General features: G+C 60.5%; 16 protein-coding genes. 10 read left to right on the top strand and 6 right to left on the bottom strand.

Annotated features, from left to right (window positions below; all coding sequences use genetic code 11):
- The first annotated feature begins 62 nt into the window (after positions 1-62).
- A complete protein-coding gene (locus HMPREF2847_RS10600; protein WP_246822008.1) occupies positions 63-1,256 on the top strand; it encodes an acyltransferase family protein in 1,194 nt (397 codons plus the stop codon).
- On the opposite strand, the gene HMPREF2847_RS10595 is transcribed toward HMPREF2847_RS10600, so the two are convergent.
- Both HMPREF2847_RS10595 and HMPREF2847_RS10590 read right to left on the bottom strand, forming a co-directional pair.
- Positions 1,166-1,588 carry a carboxymuconolactone decarboxylase family protein gene (locus HMPREF2847_RS10595; protein WP_070852376.1) on the bottom strand — a complete coding sequence of 141 codons (423 nt, stop codon included), beginning with the start codon at positions 1,586-1,588 and terminating at the stop codon, positions 1,166-1,168. The two genes, HMPREF2847_RS10600 and HMPREF2847_RS10595, sit on opposite strands and share 91 nt — an antisense overlap.
- Entirely contained in the window at positions 1,572-2,474 is a 903-nt protein-coding gene (locus HMPREF2847_RS10590) for a LysR family transcriptional regulator (RefSeq protein WP_070852374.1), read from the bottom strand. Before HMPREF2847_RS10590 ends, HMPREF2847_RS10595 begins: the two co-directional genes overlap by 17 nt.
- Before the next feature lie 69 nt (positions 2,475-2,543).
- Between HMPREF2847_RS10590 and HMPREF2847_RS10585 the strand changes: the two genes are divergently transcribed.
- On the top strand, positions 2,544-3,467 hold the full coding sequence (locus tag HMPREF2847_RS10585; protein WP_070852413.1) for a TDT family transporter: 924 nt from the start codon (positions 2,544-2,546) through the stop codon (positions 3,465-3,467).
- Here the strand turns inward: HMPREF2847_RS10585 and HMPREF2847_RS10580 are convergent, their stop codons facing one another.
- Together HMPREF2847_RS10580 and HMPREF2847_RS10575 are read right to left on the bottom strand one after the other, a co-directional pair.
- Positions 3,468-4,658, bottom strand: coding sequence for an MFS transporter (locus HMPREF2847_RS10580; RefSeq protein ID WP_070852373.1), 1,191 nt, complete (start codon positions 4,656-4,658; stop codon positions 3,468-3,470).
- The gene (locus HMPREF2847_RS10575; RefSeq protein ID WP_070852372.1) at positions 4,658-5,383 is read right to left on the bottom strand and encodes an IclR family transcriptional regulator; all 726 of its coding nucleotides are present in this window, start codon (positions 5,381-5,383) and stop codon (positions 4,658-4,660) included. The genes HMPREF2847_RS10580 and HMPREF2847_RS10575 overlap by 1 nt, the downstream gene beginning before the upstream one ends.
- A gap of 65 nt (positions 5,384-5,448) precedes the next feature.
- Between HMPREF2847_RS10575 and leuC the strand changes: the two genes are divergently transcribed.
- The 4 genes from leuC to HMPREF2847_RS10555 are packed head-to-tail and all read left to right on the top strand — an operon-like array spanning position 5,449 to position 11,429.
- Positions 5,449-6,876 carry a 3-isopropylmalate dehydratase large subunit gene (leuC, locus tag HMPREF2847_RS10570; protein ID WP_070852370.1) on the top strand — a complete coding sequence of 476 codons (1,428 nt, stop codon included), beginning with the start codon at positions 5,449-5,451 and terminating at the stop codon, positions 6,874-6,876.
- Positions 6,877-6,928: 52 nt separating this feature from the next.
- Positions 6,929-7,519: a 3-isopropylmalate dehydratase small subunit gene (leuD, locus tag HMPREF2847_RS10565; RefSeq protein ID WP_038628602.1), complete on the top strand. Its 591-nt coding sequence runs from the start codon at positions 6,929-6,931 to the stop codon at positions 7,517-7,519.
- A gap of 47 nt (positions 7,520-7,566) precedes the next feature.
- Positions 7,567-8,958: a 3' terminal RNA ribose 2'-O-methyltransferase Hen1 gene (locus HMPREF2847_RS10560; RefSeq protein WP_070852369.1), complete on the top strand. Its 1,392-nt coding sequence runs from the start codon at positions 7,567-7,569 to the stop codon at positions 8,956-8,958.
- Between the two features lie 2 nt (positions 8,959-8,960).
- Complete coding sequence (locus HMPREF2847_RS10555; RefSeq protein WP_070852368.1) at positions 8,961-11,429, top strand: polynucleotide kinase-phosphatase; 2,469 nt, start codon at positions 8,961-8,963, stop codon at positions 11,427-11,429.
- 6 nt (positions 11,430-11,435) lie between these two features.
- Here the strand turns inward: HMPREF2847_RS10555 and HMPREF2847_RS10550 are convergent, their stop codons facing one another.
- Positions 11,436-12,416, bottom strand: a complete 981-nt coding sequence (locus HMPREF2847_RS10550) for an NUDIX hydrolase (protein WP_187401068.1) — start codon at positions 12,414-12,416, stop codon at positions 11,436-11,438.
- A gap of 112 nt (positions 12,417-12,528) precedes the next feature.
- Between HMPREF2847_RS10550 and HMPREF2847_RS10545 the strand changes: the two genes are divergently transcribed.
- Entirely contained in the window at positions 12,529-13,527 is a 999-nt protein-coding gene (locus tag HMPREF2847_RS10545) for an NAD(P)H-dependent glycerol-3-phosphate dehydrogenase (protein WP_070852366.1), read from the top strand.
- 35 nt (positions 13,528-13,562) lie between these two features.
- Positions 13,563-14,666 carry a D-alanine--D-alanine ligase family protein gene (locus HMPREF2847_RS10540; RefSeq protein WP_070852365.1) on the top strand — a complete coding sequence of 368 codons (1,104 nt, stop codon included), beginning with the start codon at positions 13,563-13,565 and terminating at the stop codon, positions 14,664-14,666.
- A 10-nt stretch (positions 14,667-14,676) separates the two neighbouring features.
- Here HMPREF2847_RS10540 and HMPREF2847_RS10535 read toward each other — a convergent pair whose 3' ends face one another.
- Entirely contained in the window at positions 14,677-15,657 is a 981-nt protein-coding gene (locus HMPREF2847_RS10535; RefSeq protein ID WP_070852364.1) for a DUF3515 domain-containing protein, read from the bottom strand.
- Positions 15,658-15,768: 111 nt separating this feature from the next.
- On the opposite strand from HMPREF2847_RS10535, the gene HMPREF2847_RS10530 reads away from it, so the two are divergent.
- Together HMPREF2847_RS10530 and HMPREF2847_RS10525 are read left to right on the top strand one after the other, a co-directional pair.
- The gene (locus HMPREF2847_RS10530) at positions 15,769-16,725 is read left to right on the top strand and encodes a thiamine-phosphate kinase (protein ID WP_070852363.1); all 957 of its coding nucleotides are present in this window, start codon (positions 15,769-15,771) and stop codon (positions 16,723-16,725) included.
- Between the two features lie 37 nt (positions 16,726-16,762).
- Positions 16,763-17,428: a uracil-DNA glycosylase gene (locus HMPREF2847_RS10525; RefSeq protein ID WP_070852362.1), complete on the top strand. Its 666-nt coding sequence runs from the start codon at positions 16,763-16,765 to the stop codon at positions 17,426-17,428.
- Positions 17,429-17,432: the final 4 nt, after the last annotated feature.

Raw genomic sequence — 17,432 nt, 5'->3', positions numbered from 1 at the left:
GGCATGCGGACACACTTTTCTTTACTTAACCCGCAAGTAGTTTGCAGTCATAAAATAATGGCATGAATTCGGCCAAGTCCACCTATGTACCGGAGCTAACCAGTATCCGTGCAATCGGCGCATTCGGCGTCCTGCTCACGCATGCAGCGTTCTGGACTGGACATTACACGGACGATTGGTGGGGGCGTCTCAACGGTCGATTCGAAATTGGTGTCACCATCTTCTTTGTGCTCAGCGCGTTTCTGCTTACAGGACGTTGGCTCGGTTCGCCTGACGACGTCCCCGCGAAACCACCTAGCCTGAGGAAATACTTCATCAGTCGTGCAAAGAGAGTCCTGCCGGCCTATTGGATTGTGGTCACTGCGGCATTCCTCATCCACGCCGCAGACGACCCGCCACCGGCCGGTGGCGGTCTGCAGGGCTGGCTGCGGTCGATGTCTTTTACTCAGACTCTCCAATTCGGTTGGATTCACCCGGGCTTGCCGCAGATGTGGTCGATGGTGGTGGAGGTTGGCTTCTACCTGGTGCTGCCACTGGTGGGACTTGGCATCTGGACGATTACAAAGGGGCGCCTGCGACCTGGCCCAACGCTGGCCATCATTATTGGTTTTGGTCTTATCGGTCCGATCTGGACTGTGCTGTCGCACCAGGAAAACCTACTGCCAGTAGTGTCACGGCTGTGGCCGATGGCGTATTTCGACTGGTTCGCCATCGGCATGCTGCTGGCCTATGGGCGAAAGGTTGGCTGGCGCGTTAATTTGGCTGTAAGTTGGCTGATAGCGCTAGCGCTGTTTTTCCTATCCACGACCACGCATGTGGGGCCAGCAACCTTGGTGCCGGATGATGTCGATCAGGCGTTGTGGAAGACCACATTGTACGGCCTATCTGCTGGTGCATTCGTGGCCCCGATTGCGCTGGGTACGGAGGTAAGGTGGCTTCGTCATCCAGCCATGATCTGGCTGGGCGAAGTTTCCTACGAGTTCTTCCTCGTCCACGTGTTGGTCATGGACTGGGTGATGAAGACGATGGGTTATCAGACCTTCCAGGGCTCGATGCTGGCAGTGGCAATCGTTACCACTGTCATCACTTTGCCACTGTCGTGGCTGCTGCGCCGCATCACTGATGTGCTTACGCGGCGACCGGGGCCTGCGAGCCCGTGGGCTACCTACCAATCGTCGTCAAGCGGTCCGAGCTCAGCAACGAGCACTTCCTGCGCGACCTTCATCGCGGACAGTGCGGCCGGTGCGCCGCAGTAGCCGGAAGCGTGGACGATGGCTTCGGTGATCTCGGTGCGGGTCAGGCCGTTGGCGAGGGCACCCTTGATGTGGCCGCGCAATTCTTCGGTGGCGCGCAGAGCGACGAGCATTCCAATGTTGAGCAGGGAGCGATCACGCTTGGCCAGTCCTTCACGGCTCCAGACGGAGCCCCAGACGGTGGCCGTGATGTGCTTTTGCAGGGTCTCTCCGTCGGAGCCGGCGTTGCGAGAGAGGGCGGCATCGACGAATTCGTCGCCCATCACCTCGCGGCGAATTTGGATGCCGGCATCATAGCGGTCAGAGGAAAAGAGTTCATCATTGGGATTGCTCATGCTTGCTAAGTATAGGACTTGCAATGCGGATAAATTCCGAAATGTCCCCACTAGCTTCACTGCCGCGACGCATAACTACGCTGAGATTGCGAGTAAAACGGGTGCGGGTGGGGACGATGACGATGCGCCCGAGCGTTACCTGATCGCGAATTGCGCCGCGGGCGATGATTGTTGGCGCTGCCAGCGCAATCATGCCAGCACGCTGTGCCGAAAGGGAACCAAATTCTCCCGCGGGTTCGGCGAGATCCCCCAGTGTATCTTCGACGACCTTTCTACTGCCGGAACCGGGTTCGCGAATAACCAGCGGGGTAGTGCGCAGTTCCTCGATGAATATCTCGGCCCGCTCAGTCCACGGATGCCCCGTCGGCACGGCGAGGACCAGCTCATCGGTGCCGATGATCCGCTCTTCGAGGTCGTGTCGACCAGCCTCGCCCTCTACCAGGCCGAAGTCCACCGCACTGTTGGCCACTAGTTGTCGCACCTCACGGGAGTTTGCCTGCACCATCGACAGTTTGACTGCGGGATGTTGCCGGTGGAACTCGGCGGCCCAGCCGGGGTAGTAGAGCTCAGCGACAGTATTGGACACCGCAAGGGTGAGGTGGCGGGGAACATCGTCGGAACGCAAGCTGGCGGCAATGCCCGAAAACCTTTGGCAGGCGGCGAGGAGGTCTGGGAGTGCGTCGATAAGCACTTGCCCGTTTTCCGTGGGAGATACGCCGTAGGGGGAGCGTTCGAAGACGGTGATTCCCAGCGCTTTTTCCGCCCGCGCGATGCGTGCGGACATGGTCTGCTGATTGATGCCTAGCTCACGCGCGGCCTTGGAGATTGAGCCTGCACGGGCGGCGGTGAGAAGTGCTTCGAGTTCGGCCACAGCGGAGGGGTACATGCACATATGGTACCCCTCACAGAGTTTGGTGATAGCTGTAGCTGTGGCAAGAACAAATACGGTATGAGCATGACCAACTCTTCTCCCCGTGATGTGCTGGCACCCGCCGGGCCCGCGTGGGCAGGATCTCTGATGGGTACGTCCATCTTCGCCACACTTGCGCACATCCATGAGGTGCCGGTGATTCCGGAGCTTCTTCTAGTCATGGCGGTGGGCATTCTCGGTTTTATGGTGGTCGGCTGGTTGCGTCTTCGAAACCCGCCTTTCCACTCGAAGCTGATGGCGCCGTGGGGCATGCTCTCGATGGGCATCATGGCTCTCGGTAGTGCTGCGACTGCGCTAGCTAGTAACTCATCGTGGCAGCTGGCGTCCTGGTGGATCGGTGCGCCGCTGGCAATCTACGTCAGCCTTCGCCAACTGCGAGGATTCGAAGGCGAACCAACTTTTCAGTGGGGCCTCGCGCTAGTCGCCCCGATGGTGGCGGCGACAAGTGGCGCGCAGCTGAGCGTTGACTACGGCACGTTCTATCACGTCTGCGCACAAATACTCTTTTGGATGGTGCTGATTACGGTTCTGCCGGTTTTCGGACGCTGCTACGTCGCGCTGTTCTCTGGCACCATGCGCATCCCCGATTCCATCGCCGGTACTGCCTGGATTCCGCTCGGGCTGGTCGGTCAGTCCACGGCCGCTGTGCAGCTGCTTTTCAACCGAACCTTCGCTGTCGCTTACGGCACCGCTGTGCTCATCGTCGGTGTCTTCCTCGCTGCCATTGCTTTACGACGATTCACCCGCGCCGTAATCAGTTGGGCCGGATACAGCCCTGGTTGGTGGGGTGCAACCTTCCCCGTGGGCACTCTGAGTCTTGGTACGCACAGCCTGGGTGACACTACCGGCGTGCAGTGGCTATACGCGGCCAGCGCTGGGCTGCTGTGTTTGCTGGCTGTGCACTGGTGCGCGTGCGTGGCTCGATTTGTTTGGTGGGCGCGGAGCTAGCTAGTCAAGCTCGACCCGCACCCTCCCGTTGCGGTTCTGGTCTTCTCGTGGCGCAATACCCAGCGCGGCGGCGGGGAACAGGGCCGTGACGGCAAACAGCGCGGGGAAGCCCGCAGCGGCCACAATGGCACCCGAAACCGGAGGCGTTGCAGCGTAGATAATGTTCTGGAACGTGTTCTGCGTACCCATAGCGCGTCCGGACCAGAAGGGGCCTGCGTATTCAGCAACTGCGGTGAAGGCAAGACCATTCGGGCTGACCACAGCAACGGCCAGTGCGCAGACCAGCAAAGTTCCAAGCGTGCGCCAATCAGCCCAGCTGGCAATCATCATTGCGACAGCCAAAACAAAGGTAGCACCCGAGACCCAGCGGTAGGGGCGGATGCGGGATCGCACTCGGTCGGAGACCACACCCATCAGTGCTCGCGATCCGGCACCGAGCAGCTGCGAGACCATCACAATTGTGCCCGCCGTGCCATCGGAGTACCCCACAGACAGCAACCACACCAGAATGTAGGCACCCATCATCGACTGCGGCCAGGACAGCAGCGCCGAGGCGATGTGGATGCGCGCGAGGTATGTGCCGTCGCGATAAGGGCTGGCCGTGACGGTGGGGTTCGAGGCATCAGGGCGAGGGGGATTCTTCACGCCTATCAGTACAAGCAACGCCAGCACGGCGCACAGGATCGCGGGCATCGCGAGTGCGACTCCGATGCTGTAATTCTGCGCGAGAGGGTGCAGGGTTACCGCTGATAGTGCAGCGCCGAGGGGCTGAGCCATTTGGCGAATGCCCATCGCAGTGCCGCGCTGATGCGGTGGGTACCAGCCCGACACCACGCGGCCGGATGCCGAATTCACGCTCGCCGCCGCACACCCGGCGAGAAAGAGCGTGGCCCCGAGCAGGGCCGGGCTTGACGACGAAGCTAGCGCCGCAAGCCCCGTCGTCAAGGCAGTAGAGGTCAGGCCGGCGAACAGAGCTGCGCGTTCGCCATAGCGGTCGACAAACCAGCCCCAGGCGATGAGCGTGAAGACAATACCGGCCGCCGGCATTGCTGCGACGAGGCCGGCGGCGGAGAGGCTTAAGCCGTTTTCCTGTAGGGATGGGATGAGAAAAGGCACACCCATGTGAACGACGGACGAGCCGACCGCCGCGAACATGGACAGAAGTAGGACAAGGTGACGGTAAGCGGGCATTACAGTCGGGAGCTCATCTCCTCGGCAGCGGAAAGAACGTTTGTGCCCCAGCATTCGTAGGGCGACGGAGTCATGCGCTCCACGGGGCCGGAGACGGATAGGACTGCAATCATGCGCTGGTTTCCGTCGAAAACCGGGGCGGAGACGGAGGCAAGTGCGGGATCGCGCTCACCCATGGACTCGGACCAGCCGAGACGTCGGCAGTCGTCGAGGTCCTGTTGGTTGAAGTCGGCGTCGGGAAGCATTCGCTCAGCGAGGTTGGCCGGGCCAAAGGTCAGGAGAACACGTGCGGCGGAGCCGGCGGTTAGCGGCATGCGAGAGCCAACTGGCACGGTGTTACGCAGCCCGGTGGCGGGCTCCATGGAGGCAATACAGGTGCGGGTGTCGCCGGTGAGCCGGTAGAGCTGCACTGACTCGCCGGTGACCTCTACCAGCTTCGGCAGGATGTGCGCTGCGGCGTCGGCAAGCAGGTCAGTGGTGACAGGCGTGATCTCGGTGAGCCCGGGGCCCGTCGTCCAGCGGCCGTCCGGAGTGCGGGTGACAAGGCGGTGCACCTCCAGTGCTGTGGCCAGGCGGTGAGCGGTGGCGCGGGGCAGCCCGGTGTCCTCGCAGAGCTCGGCGAGGGTGCGAGGAGTTTCTGCAACGGATTTGAGAATGAGTACCGAACGATCGAGAACTTTAATGCCGCTTAGAGCTGGCGTCTCGGATGTGCTAATCTGTCCCATGCCATGATATTAACATCTCATTCCTTGAGATAAAAGCGATATATCCGGAAGGCGGCTCACCCACTATGCGCACCACGGACACTAGCCCGAAGACTCTGGCCGAGAAAGTCTGGCGTGACCACGTTGTCAAGCAAGGCGAAAACGGCGAACCAGATCTGATTTATATCGATCTGCATCTCGTCCACGAGGTTACCTCTCCGCAGGCTTTTGATGGCCTTCGTCTGGCCGGGCGCAAGGTACGCCGACCGGATCTGACCATCGCAACCGAGGACCACAATGTTCCGACCACGGTCGCCGGTGGCAAAATCGATTTAATTGAGGAACCGACCTCTCGCACCCAGATTGCCACATTGCGCAAGAATGCCGAGGAGTTCGGCATCCGCCTGCATCCGATGGGCGACCGTGAACAGGGCATCGTGCACGTTGTCGGTCCGCAGCTGGGCTTGACTCAACCGGGCACCACCGTTGTCTGTGGTGACTCCCACACTGCAACGCACGGTGCTTTCGGCGCGATGGCCTTTGGTATCGGTACTTCCGAGGTTGAGCACGTTCTGGCTACCCAGACTCTGCCGCTGAAGCCTTTTAAGACCATGGCGGTCAATGTCACCGGCGAGCTGCAGGATGGTGTTACCGCCAAGGACCTGATTCTGGCGATTATCGCCAAGATTGGTACCGGTGGTGGCCAGGGCCACGTTATCGAGTACCGTGGCGAGGCCATCGAGAAGCTGTCGATGGAAGCCCGCATGACCATCTGCAACATGTCCATCGAGGCCGGTGCCCGCGCCGGCATGATCGCTCCAGACGAAACCACCTTCGAGTACCTGAAGGGCCGCCCGCACGCGCCGCAGGGCGAGCAGTGGGACGAGGCTGTCGAGTACTGGAAGTCCCTGGTTACCGACGAGGATGCAGAGTTCGACAAGGTCGTCGAAATCGACGGTTCCGCGCTGACCCCATTCGTTACCTGGGGCACCAACCCGGGCCAGGGCGTGCCACTGGGCGAGACCGTGCCGGACCCGGAGTTCATCGCTGAGGACTCCGACCGGATTGCCGCCGAGCGTGCACTGGAGTACATGGATCTGAAGCCGGGCACCCCGATGCGTGACGTCAAGGTCGACGTTGTCTTCGTCGGTTCCTGCACCAACGGCCGCATCGAGGACATGCGCGCCGTTGCCGATGTACTGAAGAACCGCAAGGTGGCCGACGGCGTTCAGATGCTCATCGTGCCGGGCTCCGCGAAGGTCCGCGCGCAGGCAGAGGAAGAGGGACTGGGCAAGATCTTTGAAGAAGCAGGCGCTGAATGGCGTATGCCGGGCTGCTCCATGTGCCTGGGCATGAACCCGGACCAGCTGACGCCGGGGCAGCGTTGCGCTTCGACCTCCAACCGCAACTTCGAAGGCCGCCAGGGCAAGGGTGGTCGCACCCACCTGGTCAGCCCTGCCGTCGCCGCAGCTACCGCTGTCGCCGGTCACTTCGCAGCACCGGCTGATCTCTAACCGCCGATCTTTGTACAACAGACCCAAGCAGAACTTCTAAGGACCTTTCACCATGGAAAAGTTTGATACTCACACCGGCGTCGGCGTTCCCCTGCAGCGATCCAACGTCGACACCGACCAGATCATCCCTGCCGTCTACCTAAAGCGCGTCACCCGCACCGGATTTGAGGATGGCCTGTTCAGCAACTGGCGCAACAACGAGTCCGACTTCGTGCTTAACCGCCCCGAGTACGCCAAGGGCTCCATCCTCGTAGCAGGGCCGGACTTCGGTACCGGTTCCTCCCGTGAGCACGCCGTGTGGGCGCTGATGGACTACGGCTTCCGCGTCGTCATCTCATCCCGCTTCGCCGATATCTTCCGCGGTAATGCCGGCAAGGCGGGCCTGCTCGCCGCACAGATGCAGCAGTCTGATGTCGAGCTGCTGTGGAAGTTGCTCGAGGCCAACCCGGGCATGGAGCTCACCGTCAACCTGGAGACCCGCACCGTCGAGGCCGGCGAGCAGGTCTTCCCGTTCGAGGTCGATGACTACACTCGCTGGCGTCTGATGGAAGGGCTTGACGACGTCTCTCTGACCCTGCGCAACGAAGCGGACATTGTGGCCTACGAGAAGAGTCGTCCGGCCCACAAGCCGAAGACGATGTAGGTCAAAAATGCTCTAGTCCAATCCGCGGTAGGCGTTAAACTTGCCGTATGTATCTGGCACTCACTAAACACTCTCGGCTAGGTGAATCTTCGCCTGTTGAATCGGCACGCGATTTGGGATTTATTTTGCGAAAGCATCCCGATCGCGTGCATAAGGCCGAGTTAAAGTTCGGAGTTGCCCGCGTCTTTTTCCCCACTGCAACCGATGCCGAATGCACGGCAGCCCTCTGGGTTGATATTGACCGCGATGAGTTGCTGAAACTCAAGCAGTACCGTGCCGATACGTTCAATCTGACCGGCTATATCAATGACCGGCAGTGGGCCGCGTCATCGCTTTTGACTGTGGCGTTGAAGTCGGTCTTCTCCACGGCGATGGTCATGGAAAAGACTTCGCCTTACGACGAAACCCCAAGCGATCTCACCGCGACAGTCGCGGCGGTACCCGGCACCGAGGAAGAAATCCGTGCTTTGTTTGAGCCATTGGGGTGGAAGGTCACCTGCGATTTCTTCAACAACATTGCCGGGCAGAAGTTCTCACCGACGGTGACCCTCACAGGTCGAGCAACCGTTCGTGATTTGCTCAATCACCTGTATATTCTGCTTCCCGTCCTCGACGGTGGGAAACACTATTGGGTTGATGACCGGGAAATCGACAAGCTGGCCGCGCGCGCCCAGGACTGGCTGCCGGAGCACCCGCAGCGGGAGAAAATCCTAAAGCGCTACCTTGCCGATCAAAAAGGCCTGGTCAACGAAGCCGTCGTGAAGCTTGCCGGGGAAGCTGGTGCAATCGAACTGGCCAGCGGTGACCAGACAGCCAAGCCGCTCAATCGACAGCGTCAAGACCGAGTCCTGCGTGAGGTATTTAGACTGCGCCCGCGCAGCGTGGTGGACATCGGCTGTGGTTCCGGCGTGTTGCTCGGGCCGTTGCTGGAGAATCCGCGAATCGCGCAGATCGTTGGCACTGATGTCTCTGTAGGGGAGCTTCGTAAGGCGCACAAGGCGCTGAACCTAGATCGCATGCCGGAGCGCCAAGCTGCGCGGGTAGAGCTTTTCCAATCCTCGGTCACCTACGCCGATGAGCGCATTGCGAACATGGACGTGGCAATCCTGATGGAGGTCATCGAGCATGTTGATGCCGACCGACTGCCCGCGCTGGAGAACAACGTTTTCGGGCTTGCCAGGCCGCAGTATGTCATCGTCACGACGCCGAACAGTGACTACAACGCGTGCTATCCAAACCTAGCGCCCGGACAGTTCCGACACCTTGATCACCGCTTCGAGTTCAGCCGCGTGGAATTTCGCCAGTGGGCGAAGGGCGTGGCCGAGAAGTTCGGTTATCTGGTGGACTTTGACGGTATTGGGGACGTGCACGAAACTTACGGCCAACCGACCCAAATGGCGGTCTTTTCTTACGACTTCACCGCAGCAGAGGAGAGCTAATTATGAGTACCATCTCACTTCCTAACCTCAGCTTGGTCATGCTGGTCGGTGTCTCCGGTGCTGGAAAGTCGACTTTTGCGGCACGACACTTCGGCCCGTTTGAAGTCGTATCCTCGGATACCTGTCGCGGTATTGTTTCCAACGATCCGAATAACCAGGCGGCGACGGCGCCTGCTTTTGAGCTGCTGGAGACAATCGTCGGCAAGCGTCTGGAAGCCGGTTTGCTCACCGTGGTCGATGCGACGAATGTGAAGCCGCAGGACCGTGCCCGGCTCGTGAAGCTGGCGCGCAGCCACCATGCGCTGAGTGCTGCCATCGTTTTGAATCTTCCGCTGGCTGAGGTGAAGGAGCGGCACAGGCAGCGCACTGACCGCAATTTCGGAGTAGAGGTGTTGGAGCGCCAGCACCGTGACCTGCGCCGAGGACTCAAGCACCTGAGGCGCGAGAAGATTCACAACGTTTTCATCTTGAATTCCGCGACGGAAATTGAAGAGGTCACCATTGAACGTGTTCCGCTCAAGGTCGACCGCAGCGACCTCTACGGTCCGTTCGACATCATCGGCGACGTCCACGGCTGCTTCGATGAGTTGACCGAACTGCTGGCAAAGCTTGGCTATCAGCTCTCGGCAGATGGAAGCGATGCTCATCACCCCGATGGTCGCACGGCCATCTTTGTTGGTGACCTTGTCGATCGCGGCCCCAATAGTCCAGCCGTCTTGAAACTGGTCATGGGAATGGTCGCTGCCGGCAATGCTCTCTGCGTGCCCGGAAACCATGACTCTAAGTTGGTGCGCGCCCTCGACGGCCACAACGTCACCACTGGTCACGGGCTGGCCGAAACGCTCACTCAGCTCGCCGACGAAAGTGAGGAGTTCCGGAAGGACGTCCGTGAATTCATCGACCACCTGCCCGTGCACTACGTGCTTGATGACGGCGCCCTGGTCGTAGCCCACGCGGGACTGCCTGAGCACCTCCATGGCAGAGCCTCCGGAAAGGTCCGTGAGTTCGCGCTCTACGGGGCGACTACTGGCAAGCTCGATGAAAATGGCCTGCCAGAACGTCTGGATTGGGCAGCGGACTACCGCGGTGCCGCCCGTGTTGTTTATGGCCACATGGAAGCGAACCGTCTGCGCTGGATCAATAACACCATGTGCATCGACACCGGTTGTGTATTCGGCGGTAAGCTCTCTGCGCTGCGCTATCCCGAGCTAGAGACCGTGCAGGTTGATGCAAAGCAGACATGGTGGGAGGCTCCATCCCGCAGCACCACCAACCGTCCGGAGTCCGAACTGCGCATCACTGATGTGTTAGACGTCGATGGTATCCAGACTGGCCGGCATGGCCGCGTCCGCATTGATAGGGACCGCGCGGCTGCAGCGCTGGAAACTATCAGCCGTTTCACGCTCGCACCGGAGAAAATTCCGTACCTGCCACCGACAATGTCACCGGCGCCGACCTCGCAGCGAGAAGGATTCCTGGAACATCCGGAGGAGGCATTCCGCTACTACGCAGCGCACACTGACCAGGTCATTTGTCAGGAAAAGCACATGGGTTCCCGAGCTGTGCTGTGCTTGATTCGACCCGGGACAAAGACTCGTTTCGGCACTAGCTCATACGCATATACCCGGACGGGCCGCGCCTTCTTCGAAGGTAAGAATCCCGCACTCGACGAAATGACCAAGGCGGCAGTTCGCGCCGGGCTTTTTGACCAATTCGGCAATTGGATCCTGCTCGACGGCGAAATGTTGCCCTGGAATCTCAAGGCCCAAGGGCTTATCGACGAGATCTATGCACCCACCGCTGCCGCTGGTATCGGTGCAGCGACACACCTCGCGGCAGCGCTGCAGGCGGCAACCGACAGGGGAGTAGAGGTCGGTGGTCCTGCTCCACAGCAGATTCTGGACGAGCTCGAGAAGTTCCGTGCCGCGTACAGCCGCTATGTCGACAGTGACAAGAAGATTCAGTTCGCACCTTTCCAAGTGCTGGCAAGTGAGGATGCCACCTGGCACCACAAGCCCCACTCATGGCACTTGGATATCGCGAACCAGCTGGTAGCAGCTGACAGTGAGATCTACCGGCAGACGCGCTGCTTCGTCCTCGACCCCAGTGACCCGGAACAGGTGGAGGCCGCATCGCAGTGGTGGTTGCAGCTGACAGAGGCTGGCGGGGAAGGGGTCGTCGTCAAGCCAATGGAAAACGCGGCGGTGGCGCGCCAAGTGCAACCCGGCATGAAAGTGCGGGGACGGGAATATCTGCGCATGATTTATGGGCATGACTACCTGCACCCGCAGCGTCAAGAGCGGTTGAAGCGGCGAAATTTGCAGCACAAGCAGTCGTCGGCGCTGCGCGAATATGCCCTCGGCATCGAGTCGCTGGAGCGCCTAGCGGCGGGCGAGCCTCTGCATCGGATCCATGTCCCCGTCTTCGGCGTGTTGGCGCTGGAGTCGGAGCCGATGGATCCGAGGTTGTAGGGGGGGTTACTTCACCGGCAGAGCAGAGGCGTAGTAATCAGCCGTGGTCATCACACCGTCGTTGAAGCCGAGTACCCAGGCCGAGCCCTTCTTGCACAGGATTTCCTCGTCGAAGGGCAGGGTGCCCTCGGCGGACCAAGCGGCCAACAGGTCAGGGATGGTGATGCCCTGAGAGCAGACCACGCTGACTCCGCCTAGCGCGACAATGTCCTCGAAGGCCTTCTTGGACTCGACCTGGTTGACAATCCAGTGTTCGTCGCCAAGCCGTTCGTCGACTGTGACCTGCATACCCAGCTCTGCGGCGAGTGGCGCGACGGTGTCCTGGCAACGCACGGGCTCGGCGGAGTAGACGCGCTCGGGGCGGAAGCCTTCCAATGCAGAGACGAGCAGTTCCGCTTGACGACGTCCCTTCTTATCCAGCGGCCGCAGTGCATCATTGCCGTTCCAGTTGGTGCGGCGGTGCGCACGCCCATGGCGAACGAGAATGAGACGGGTGTCCGGTTCCTTGTTCATGCGCTTGCGGGCCTTGACCAGCACGTCGCGGTCGAGATCGTAGGACAGCAGCTCCTCGGCTTCGTCCCAGGAGACCCAGCGAAGTTCATTGACCTCGGAGTTCTGCTCGAAGTCGCCGCCTTGCACCTCAGCGGTCCAGTACCAGACCAACTTCGTGCGTCCAGCGACAGGGTAGGAGACGTTGCCGACGAGCTTGCCCAACCGGACTCGGTAGCCTGTTTCTTCCCAGATCTCGCGGACTGCGGTGGCAATGAGGTTCTCACCGGCGTCGAGCTTTCCCTTCGGCAGCGACCAGTCGTCGTAGGAAGGACGGTGAATCACGCAGATTTCAGGGTTGTGGACATCGCCTCGCCACAGAACCGCGCCGGCCGCAAAGGTCGGCTTGGTGACATCCTGACCTGGCTTCGTCGGAATCTGGCGCAGGCGACCGGTCACGGAGGTATCGCCCTTGAGGTCCTTGTCCTCTTCGTGCATCATCGTGAATTCCCTTTCAATCCTTTGTCGCCGACCTAGTTTAGTATCGCAGTGTGAGAACGTCTCGCTAGACTTGTTGGAGATTAGAGACTAACGGAGGAAGGTCGCGGCGATGGTGCAGGTTTCAGTGATGGGTGCGGGGTCGTGGGGCACGACGCTCGCCAAGGTTTTTGCTGATGCGGGCAATCCTGTACGACTGTGGTCGCGACGCGCGGAGCAGGCACAGCGTATTCAGATCAGCCGCGAAAACCACGACTACTTACCTGGGTTGGGGCTGCCGCGAAACATTGAAGCCACCTCGGATGCAGAGGCCGCGCTGAAGGGCGCGGATGTGGTGGTGCTGGGCGTGCCCTCGCAGACCCTGCGTGACAATCTCAAGGTCTGGAAGGACTTCATCGGGCCGGAGACGATTTTGCTCAGCCTGGCCAAGGGTGTGGAGCGTGAGACACATCTGCGCATGAGTGAGGTCATCGCTGAGGTCACAGGCCTGCCAGCAGAGCGTATTGCGGTGCTATCGGGCCCGAACCTCGCCCGCGAAGTTGCGATGGAGCAGCCAGCGGCAACGGTCATTGCTTGCGCCGATGAGAACAACGCCAAGATGATTCAGGCGGCAGTCGCCACTAATTACTTCCGCCCGTACACCAACACCGATGTCATCGGCTGCGAAATCGGCGGTGCCTGCAAGAACGTTATTGCGTTGGCCTGCGGTATGGCCTCTGGTCAGGGCTTGGGCGAGAACACGTTGGCAACCATCATCACCCGTGGGCTGGCGGAAATCACGCGTTTGGGCGGCGCGGTTGGCGCAGAGGATAAGACTTTCGCGGGTCTGGCGGGCCTCGGCGACTTGGTGGCCACTTGTTCCTCACCACTGTCGCGTAACCGCACCTTCGGTGACCGTCTCGGCCGCGGTGACACGATGGAGCAGGCGCAGCACGCTACACGTGGTCAGGTGGCTGAGGGCGTGATTTCTTCAATCTCGGTCCGTGACCTCGCTCGCCGCAATGGCGTGGAAATGCCAATTACTGAGGCCGTTTACGCTGTCTGCCACGAAGGCGCGAAGGTCGATGAGACAATTCGTAAGCTGATGGGGCGCAGCCGCAAGTCGGAATAACCAATAGTGCAGGGTCGGGGCTAAACTTAGTCACCATGACTTCGTCGAATAGCTCGTCTGCAGATCGCATTTCCGTCGCCGTTATCTACGGCGGCGCAAGCCCTGAACACAGTGTCTCCTGTGTCTCAGCTGGCGCAATTATGGATCACCTGGATGAGAACCGCTTCCGAGTGGTTCCCATTGGTATTACCAAGGATGGTGTCTGGACCGTCGGCACGCGTGAGACGGACACGCTGCGCACGCAGGGGCGTACGATGCCGGAGGTCATCCCGGGCGAGGAAGTTGCGCTGAGCACCTCGCCGTCACGCCGCGGTGAGTTTCGCTTCGTCACCGGTGATCGCGCCGGCGAGGTTTTCGACACTGTCGACGTCATCTTCCCTGTTCTCCACGGTCCGCACGGCGAGGATGGCACAATCCAGGGGCTCTTTGAGCTTTCCGGCATTGCTTATGTCGGCCCGGGCGTGCTCGCTTCCGCGGCGGGTATGGATAAGGAGCGCACGAAGAATCTCCTGCAGGCAGCGGGGCTTCCTATCGGCAAGCAGGTCGTTTTGCACGCTGGCGAGTCGCTTTCCGACGAGGACAAGGAGACCCTTGGCCTGCCGGTGTTCGTCAAACCTGCCCGTGGCGGATCGTCGATTGGTATCTCCCGCGTCGATGATTGGGCGAATCTGGATGCGGCGGTAGAGCTGGCCCGCGAGCATGACTGGAAGGTCATCGTAGAGGCCGGCGTAGACGGTGCCGAGGTGGAGATTGGCGTGTTGCAGCGCGCTGACGGCAGCCTGCAGGTATCAGTTCCGTCCTTGCTTCGCGGCACGGAGGACTCCGACGAGGGCTTCTACGGTTTTGAAACCAAGTACTTGGATGACATCGTTTCGGCGCAGATTCCGGCTGAGCTGCCAGAGGATGTTTTGAAGGCGCTGGAGAAGGATGCTCGTCGGGCGTTCAGGGCACTGGGCTCTGATGGTCTGACTCGCGTGGACTTCTTTGTCACGGATAAGGGCCCGATTATCAATGAGGTCAACACCATGCCGGGCTTCACCCCGATTTCGATGTACCCGCAGATGTTTGCGGCCTCAGGTGTTGCCTACGAGGAGCTGCTCAGCGCCCTGATTGAGCGGGCTCTGGTAGCTCGTCGATAAAAGGTGGTTCTTACTTCTCTTCGCTCGGCGAGATGTTCTCCAGGTTGTCAGCGATGACCGAGGAGAGCACCGGCATCAGCGAGCTGGCCTCCGACATAGGCATTTCAACGGCGACGAAGCGCTCCCGGCCCATGGCGTACCAGGTGGCGGAGGTACCGGAGGACAGCGTTGGTTCGTTGAACCAGACAATGTCACCAACCTGTGTCAGCTGCTGCGTGGTGGTGCTGTAGCCAGCCGGCTCGTCGACACCACAGCGCAGCACCACCGGATCGGCTGGGGTACCGCCCCAAATGACCATGTCCTTCGGCATGTCAGCTGGCATTTCCTCTGCGCTCAGACGGTGACGGTTGCCAAGATCGCGGGGGAGGGCAGCTTCCAAGCCGCTACAGCGCTTATCGGCTTCCGGAGCTGCCAATTCTGCCAGCGGGACACCGCCTCGCTCCGGTTTGTTCTTGTACTCGGAGTCCGGGCGCAGCGCCTCGGCGAGATCACGCAGTGCGTCCTCCGCCTTTGCATTTCCTTCGCCGGTAATCGCAACCACTGGCTCACGGCCGACGGTGAACCAAGTCGCCAAAGATTCGTCGGTACTGTCGACAACGCGCAGCCACGAAATGCCCTTGACCTCTTCGGTCTTGGCCAGTTCGTTGTACTGGCTAGGTACGTTCGCGCCACAGCGCAGCGTGATGCGGTCTTGCTCCAAGTTTCGGTACACAGCGGCACCTTCTGGAGCCGGCTCTGTAATTTCGGCGCGAACTAGACCTGCGGCGCGTTCTGGCAGTCGGTCGAGCAGTTCCGCACACTCAGGCGAGTCATTGGCGGGGAGCTCCGGGTTGGAAATCGCGACTGGCTTCGCTGCCTGACTATCCTGGTAAATCTTTGCGGCAAAAATGATGCCGAGGATAGAGATAATGGCAATAGCGAGTGCGATGCCCGCGCGTGTCCGGCTACCCTTGGACTGAACTGTTTCTCCCGATGGGGGTGCGTCTACCATGGGCCTGATTCTACGTTGTCCGGTACCAACTCCAATTGGTTGGGGGCAATGCCGAGACGGGTTCCGTTATTAACGGTTAACCATCGACTATTAGGAATGTGACTCGACACTGTGACTGAATTGACCATTGGCGATATTGGCGAGTTTGGGGTCATTGAGGCCATTCGGGCTATCGCCCCGTCGGCACGCAATGGCGACGATGCCGCCGTCTTGACGCAGACAACCCCCAACGCCGGCTTTGTCACCTCCACCGACATGCTGGTGGAAGGGCGCCACTTCCGCCTGGACTGGTCGACACCTCAGCAAGTTGGAGCTAAGGCCGCGGTACAGAATTTCGCCGACATCGAATCGATGGGTGCACGTCCAACGGCAATGCTTTTCGCCATCTCAGCACCGTTGCATACTCCGGTGAGTGTGGTCACCGGTATCGCCGAGGGATTGTGGCAGGAAGGCAAGCAATGTCCTGCGGAGCTTGTCGGTGGTGACATGGTCAGCGGAGATTCTCTGGTGATTTCCATCACCGCAATCGGCGAACTCGGTGGGCTGGGGCGGCCGCTGCTGCGCTCAGCGGCACGCGCGGGGGATACGGTGATTGCGTCGGGGCGCATCGGTTACTCTGCAGCGGGCCTTGCGCTGCTGCAGCACTGCGGAAGCCCGGCAAAGGTTCCAAGTGAGTTTGCGCAGCTGGTGGCAGCACACTGTACGCCCGAATTTGAATACCGCAGGGGTGCCACGGCGCGAGCCACAGGCGTGCGTTCACTGACGGACAATTCCGATGGACTGGTGGTGGATCTCCGTGCTATTGCGCAGGCCTCCAGGGTTACTTTGGAAGTTGACAGCAGTGCGATTGCGCCCGATGAGTTGCAGATTGCCGCTGGCGAATACCTCGACGTCGATCCATGGGAGTGGGTGCTCACCGGCGGGGAGGACCACACACTGATTGGTTCGACACCGGGGGAGCCTCCGACGGGGTTCCGCGCTATCGGCACGGTGTCGAAGGAAAAGTTCGATTCGGTGCTTATCGACGGCAAACCTCCTGCCCGCGATGCCGGTTGGGTTTCCTTTTAAGAGTTCGACGAGGTTTTGAGAAGAAAGGCTGCATGACATGGATCCGTTGCCGGTCGAAGAAGGGTGGCAGAAGGCGCTGGAGCCAGTGGCCGATGACATCCACCGGATGGGGCAGTTCCTGCGCGAGGAAAACGCGGCCGGCTACGGCTACCTGCCCGCGGGCACCGATGTGCTACGCGCCTTCACTTACCCATTCGATGAGGTCAAGGTGCTCGTCATCGGCCAGGACCCGTATCCGACCCCGGGGCACGCGATGGGGCTCAGCTTCTCGGTCCAACCGGATGTGAAGCCGGTACCGCGGTCGTTGGCGAATATTTTTAAGGAATACTCCTCCGACCTGGGGCTCCCGACTCCCTCCAACGGTGACCTCACTCCGTGGAGTAGGCAGGGCGTAGCTCTGTTCAACCGTGTGCTGACCGTGCGCCCGGGTGCTGCTGCCTCGCACCGCGGTAAGGGCTGGGAGGCAATCACGGAGCATGCCATCAAAGCATTGGTCGCTCGGGACAAGCCTCTCGTGGCAATTCTGTGGGGACGCGATGCGCAGAGTTTGCAGCGTTGGCTCCCGGGCGTGGACTGCATCTGTTCGCCGCACCCGTCACCGCTGTCGGCATCCCGTGGGTTCTTCGGGTCGCGCCCGTTCAGCCGGGCCAATGAGTCGCTGATTCGTCAGGGAGCTACCCCTATCGACTGGACGCTAGAATAGGAAT

Origin of the sequence: Corynebacterium sp. HMSC074C03 (assembly GCF_001838285.1) — a bacterium.
Taxonomy (GTDB): Bacteria; Actinomycetota; Actinomycetes; order Mycobacteriales; family Mycobacteriaceae; genus Corynebacterium; species Corynebacterium amycolatum.
Note: the sequence above shows the minus strand (reverse complement) of the source record. Positions and strands in the feature narration are given on the sequence as shown.

Coding starts and splice junctions, on each gene's coding strand:
- HMPREF2847_RS10600 (WP_246822008.1), top strand. CDS start 63: ATGAATTCGGCCAAGTCCACCTATGTACCGGAGCTAACCAGTATCCGT.
- HMPREF2847_RS10595 (WP_070852376.1), bottom strand. CDS start 1,588: ATGAGCAATCCCAATGATGAACTCTTTTCCTCTGACCGCTATGATGCC.
- HMPREF2847_RS10590 (WP_070852374.1), bottom strand. CDS start 2,474: ATGTACCCCTCCGCTGTGGCCGAACTCGAAGCACTTCTCACCGCCGCC.
- HMPREF2847_RS10585 (WP_070852413.1), top strand. CDS start 2,544: ATGACCAACTCTTCTCCCCGTGATGTGCTGGCACCCGCCGGGCCCGCG.
- HMPREF2847_RS10580 (WP_070852373.1), bottom strand. CDS start 4,658: ATGCCCGCTTACCGTCACCTTGTCCTACTTCTGTCCATGTTCGCGGCG.
- HMPREF2847_RS10575 (WP_070852372.1), bottom strand. CDS start 5,383: ATGGGACAGATTAGCACATCCGAGACGCCAGCTCTAAGCGGCATTAAA.
- leuC (WP_070852370.1), top strand. CDS start 5,449: ATGCGCACCACGGACACTAGCCCGAAGACTCTGGCCGAGAAAGTCTGG.
- leuD (WP_038628602.1), top strand. CDS start 6,929: ATGGAAAAGTTTGATACTCACACCGGCGTCGGCGTTCCCCTGCAGCGA.
- HMPREF2847_RS10560 (WP_070852369.1), top strand. CDS start 7,567: ATGTATCTGGCACTCACTAAACACTCTCGGCTAGGTGAATCTTCGCCT.
- HMPREF2847_RS10555 (WP_070852368.1), top strand. CDS start 8,961: ATGAGTACCATCTCACTTCCTAACCTCAGCTTGGTCATGCTGGTCGGT.
- HMPREF2847_RS10550 (WP_187401068.1), bottom strand. CDS start 12,416: ATGCACGAAGAGGACAAGGACCTCAAGGGCGATACCTCCGTGACCGGT.
- HMPREF2847_RS10545 (WP_070852366.1), top strand. CDS start 12,529: ATGGTGCAGGTTTCAGTGATGGGTGCGGGGTCGTGGGGCACGACGCTC.
- HMPREF2847_RS10540 (WP_070852365.1), top strand. CDS start 13,563: ATGACTTCGTCGAATAGCTCGTCTGCAGATCGCATTTCCGTCGCCGTT.
- HMPREF2847_RS10535 (WP_070852364.1), bottom strand. CDS start 15,657: ATGGTAGACGCACCCCCATCGGGAGAAACAGTTCAGTCCAAGGGTAGC.
- HMPREF2847_RS10525 (WP_070852362.1), top strand. CDS start 16,763: ATGGATCCGTTGCCGGTCGAAGAAGGGTGGCAGAAGGCGCTGGAGCCA.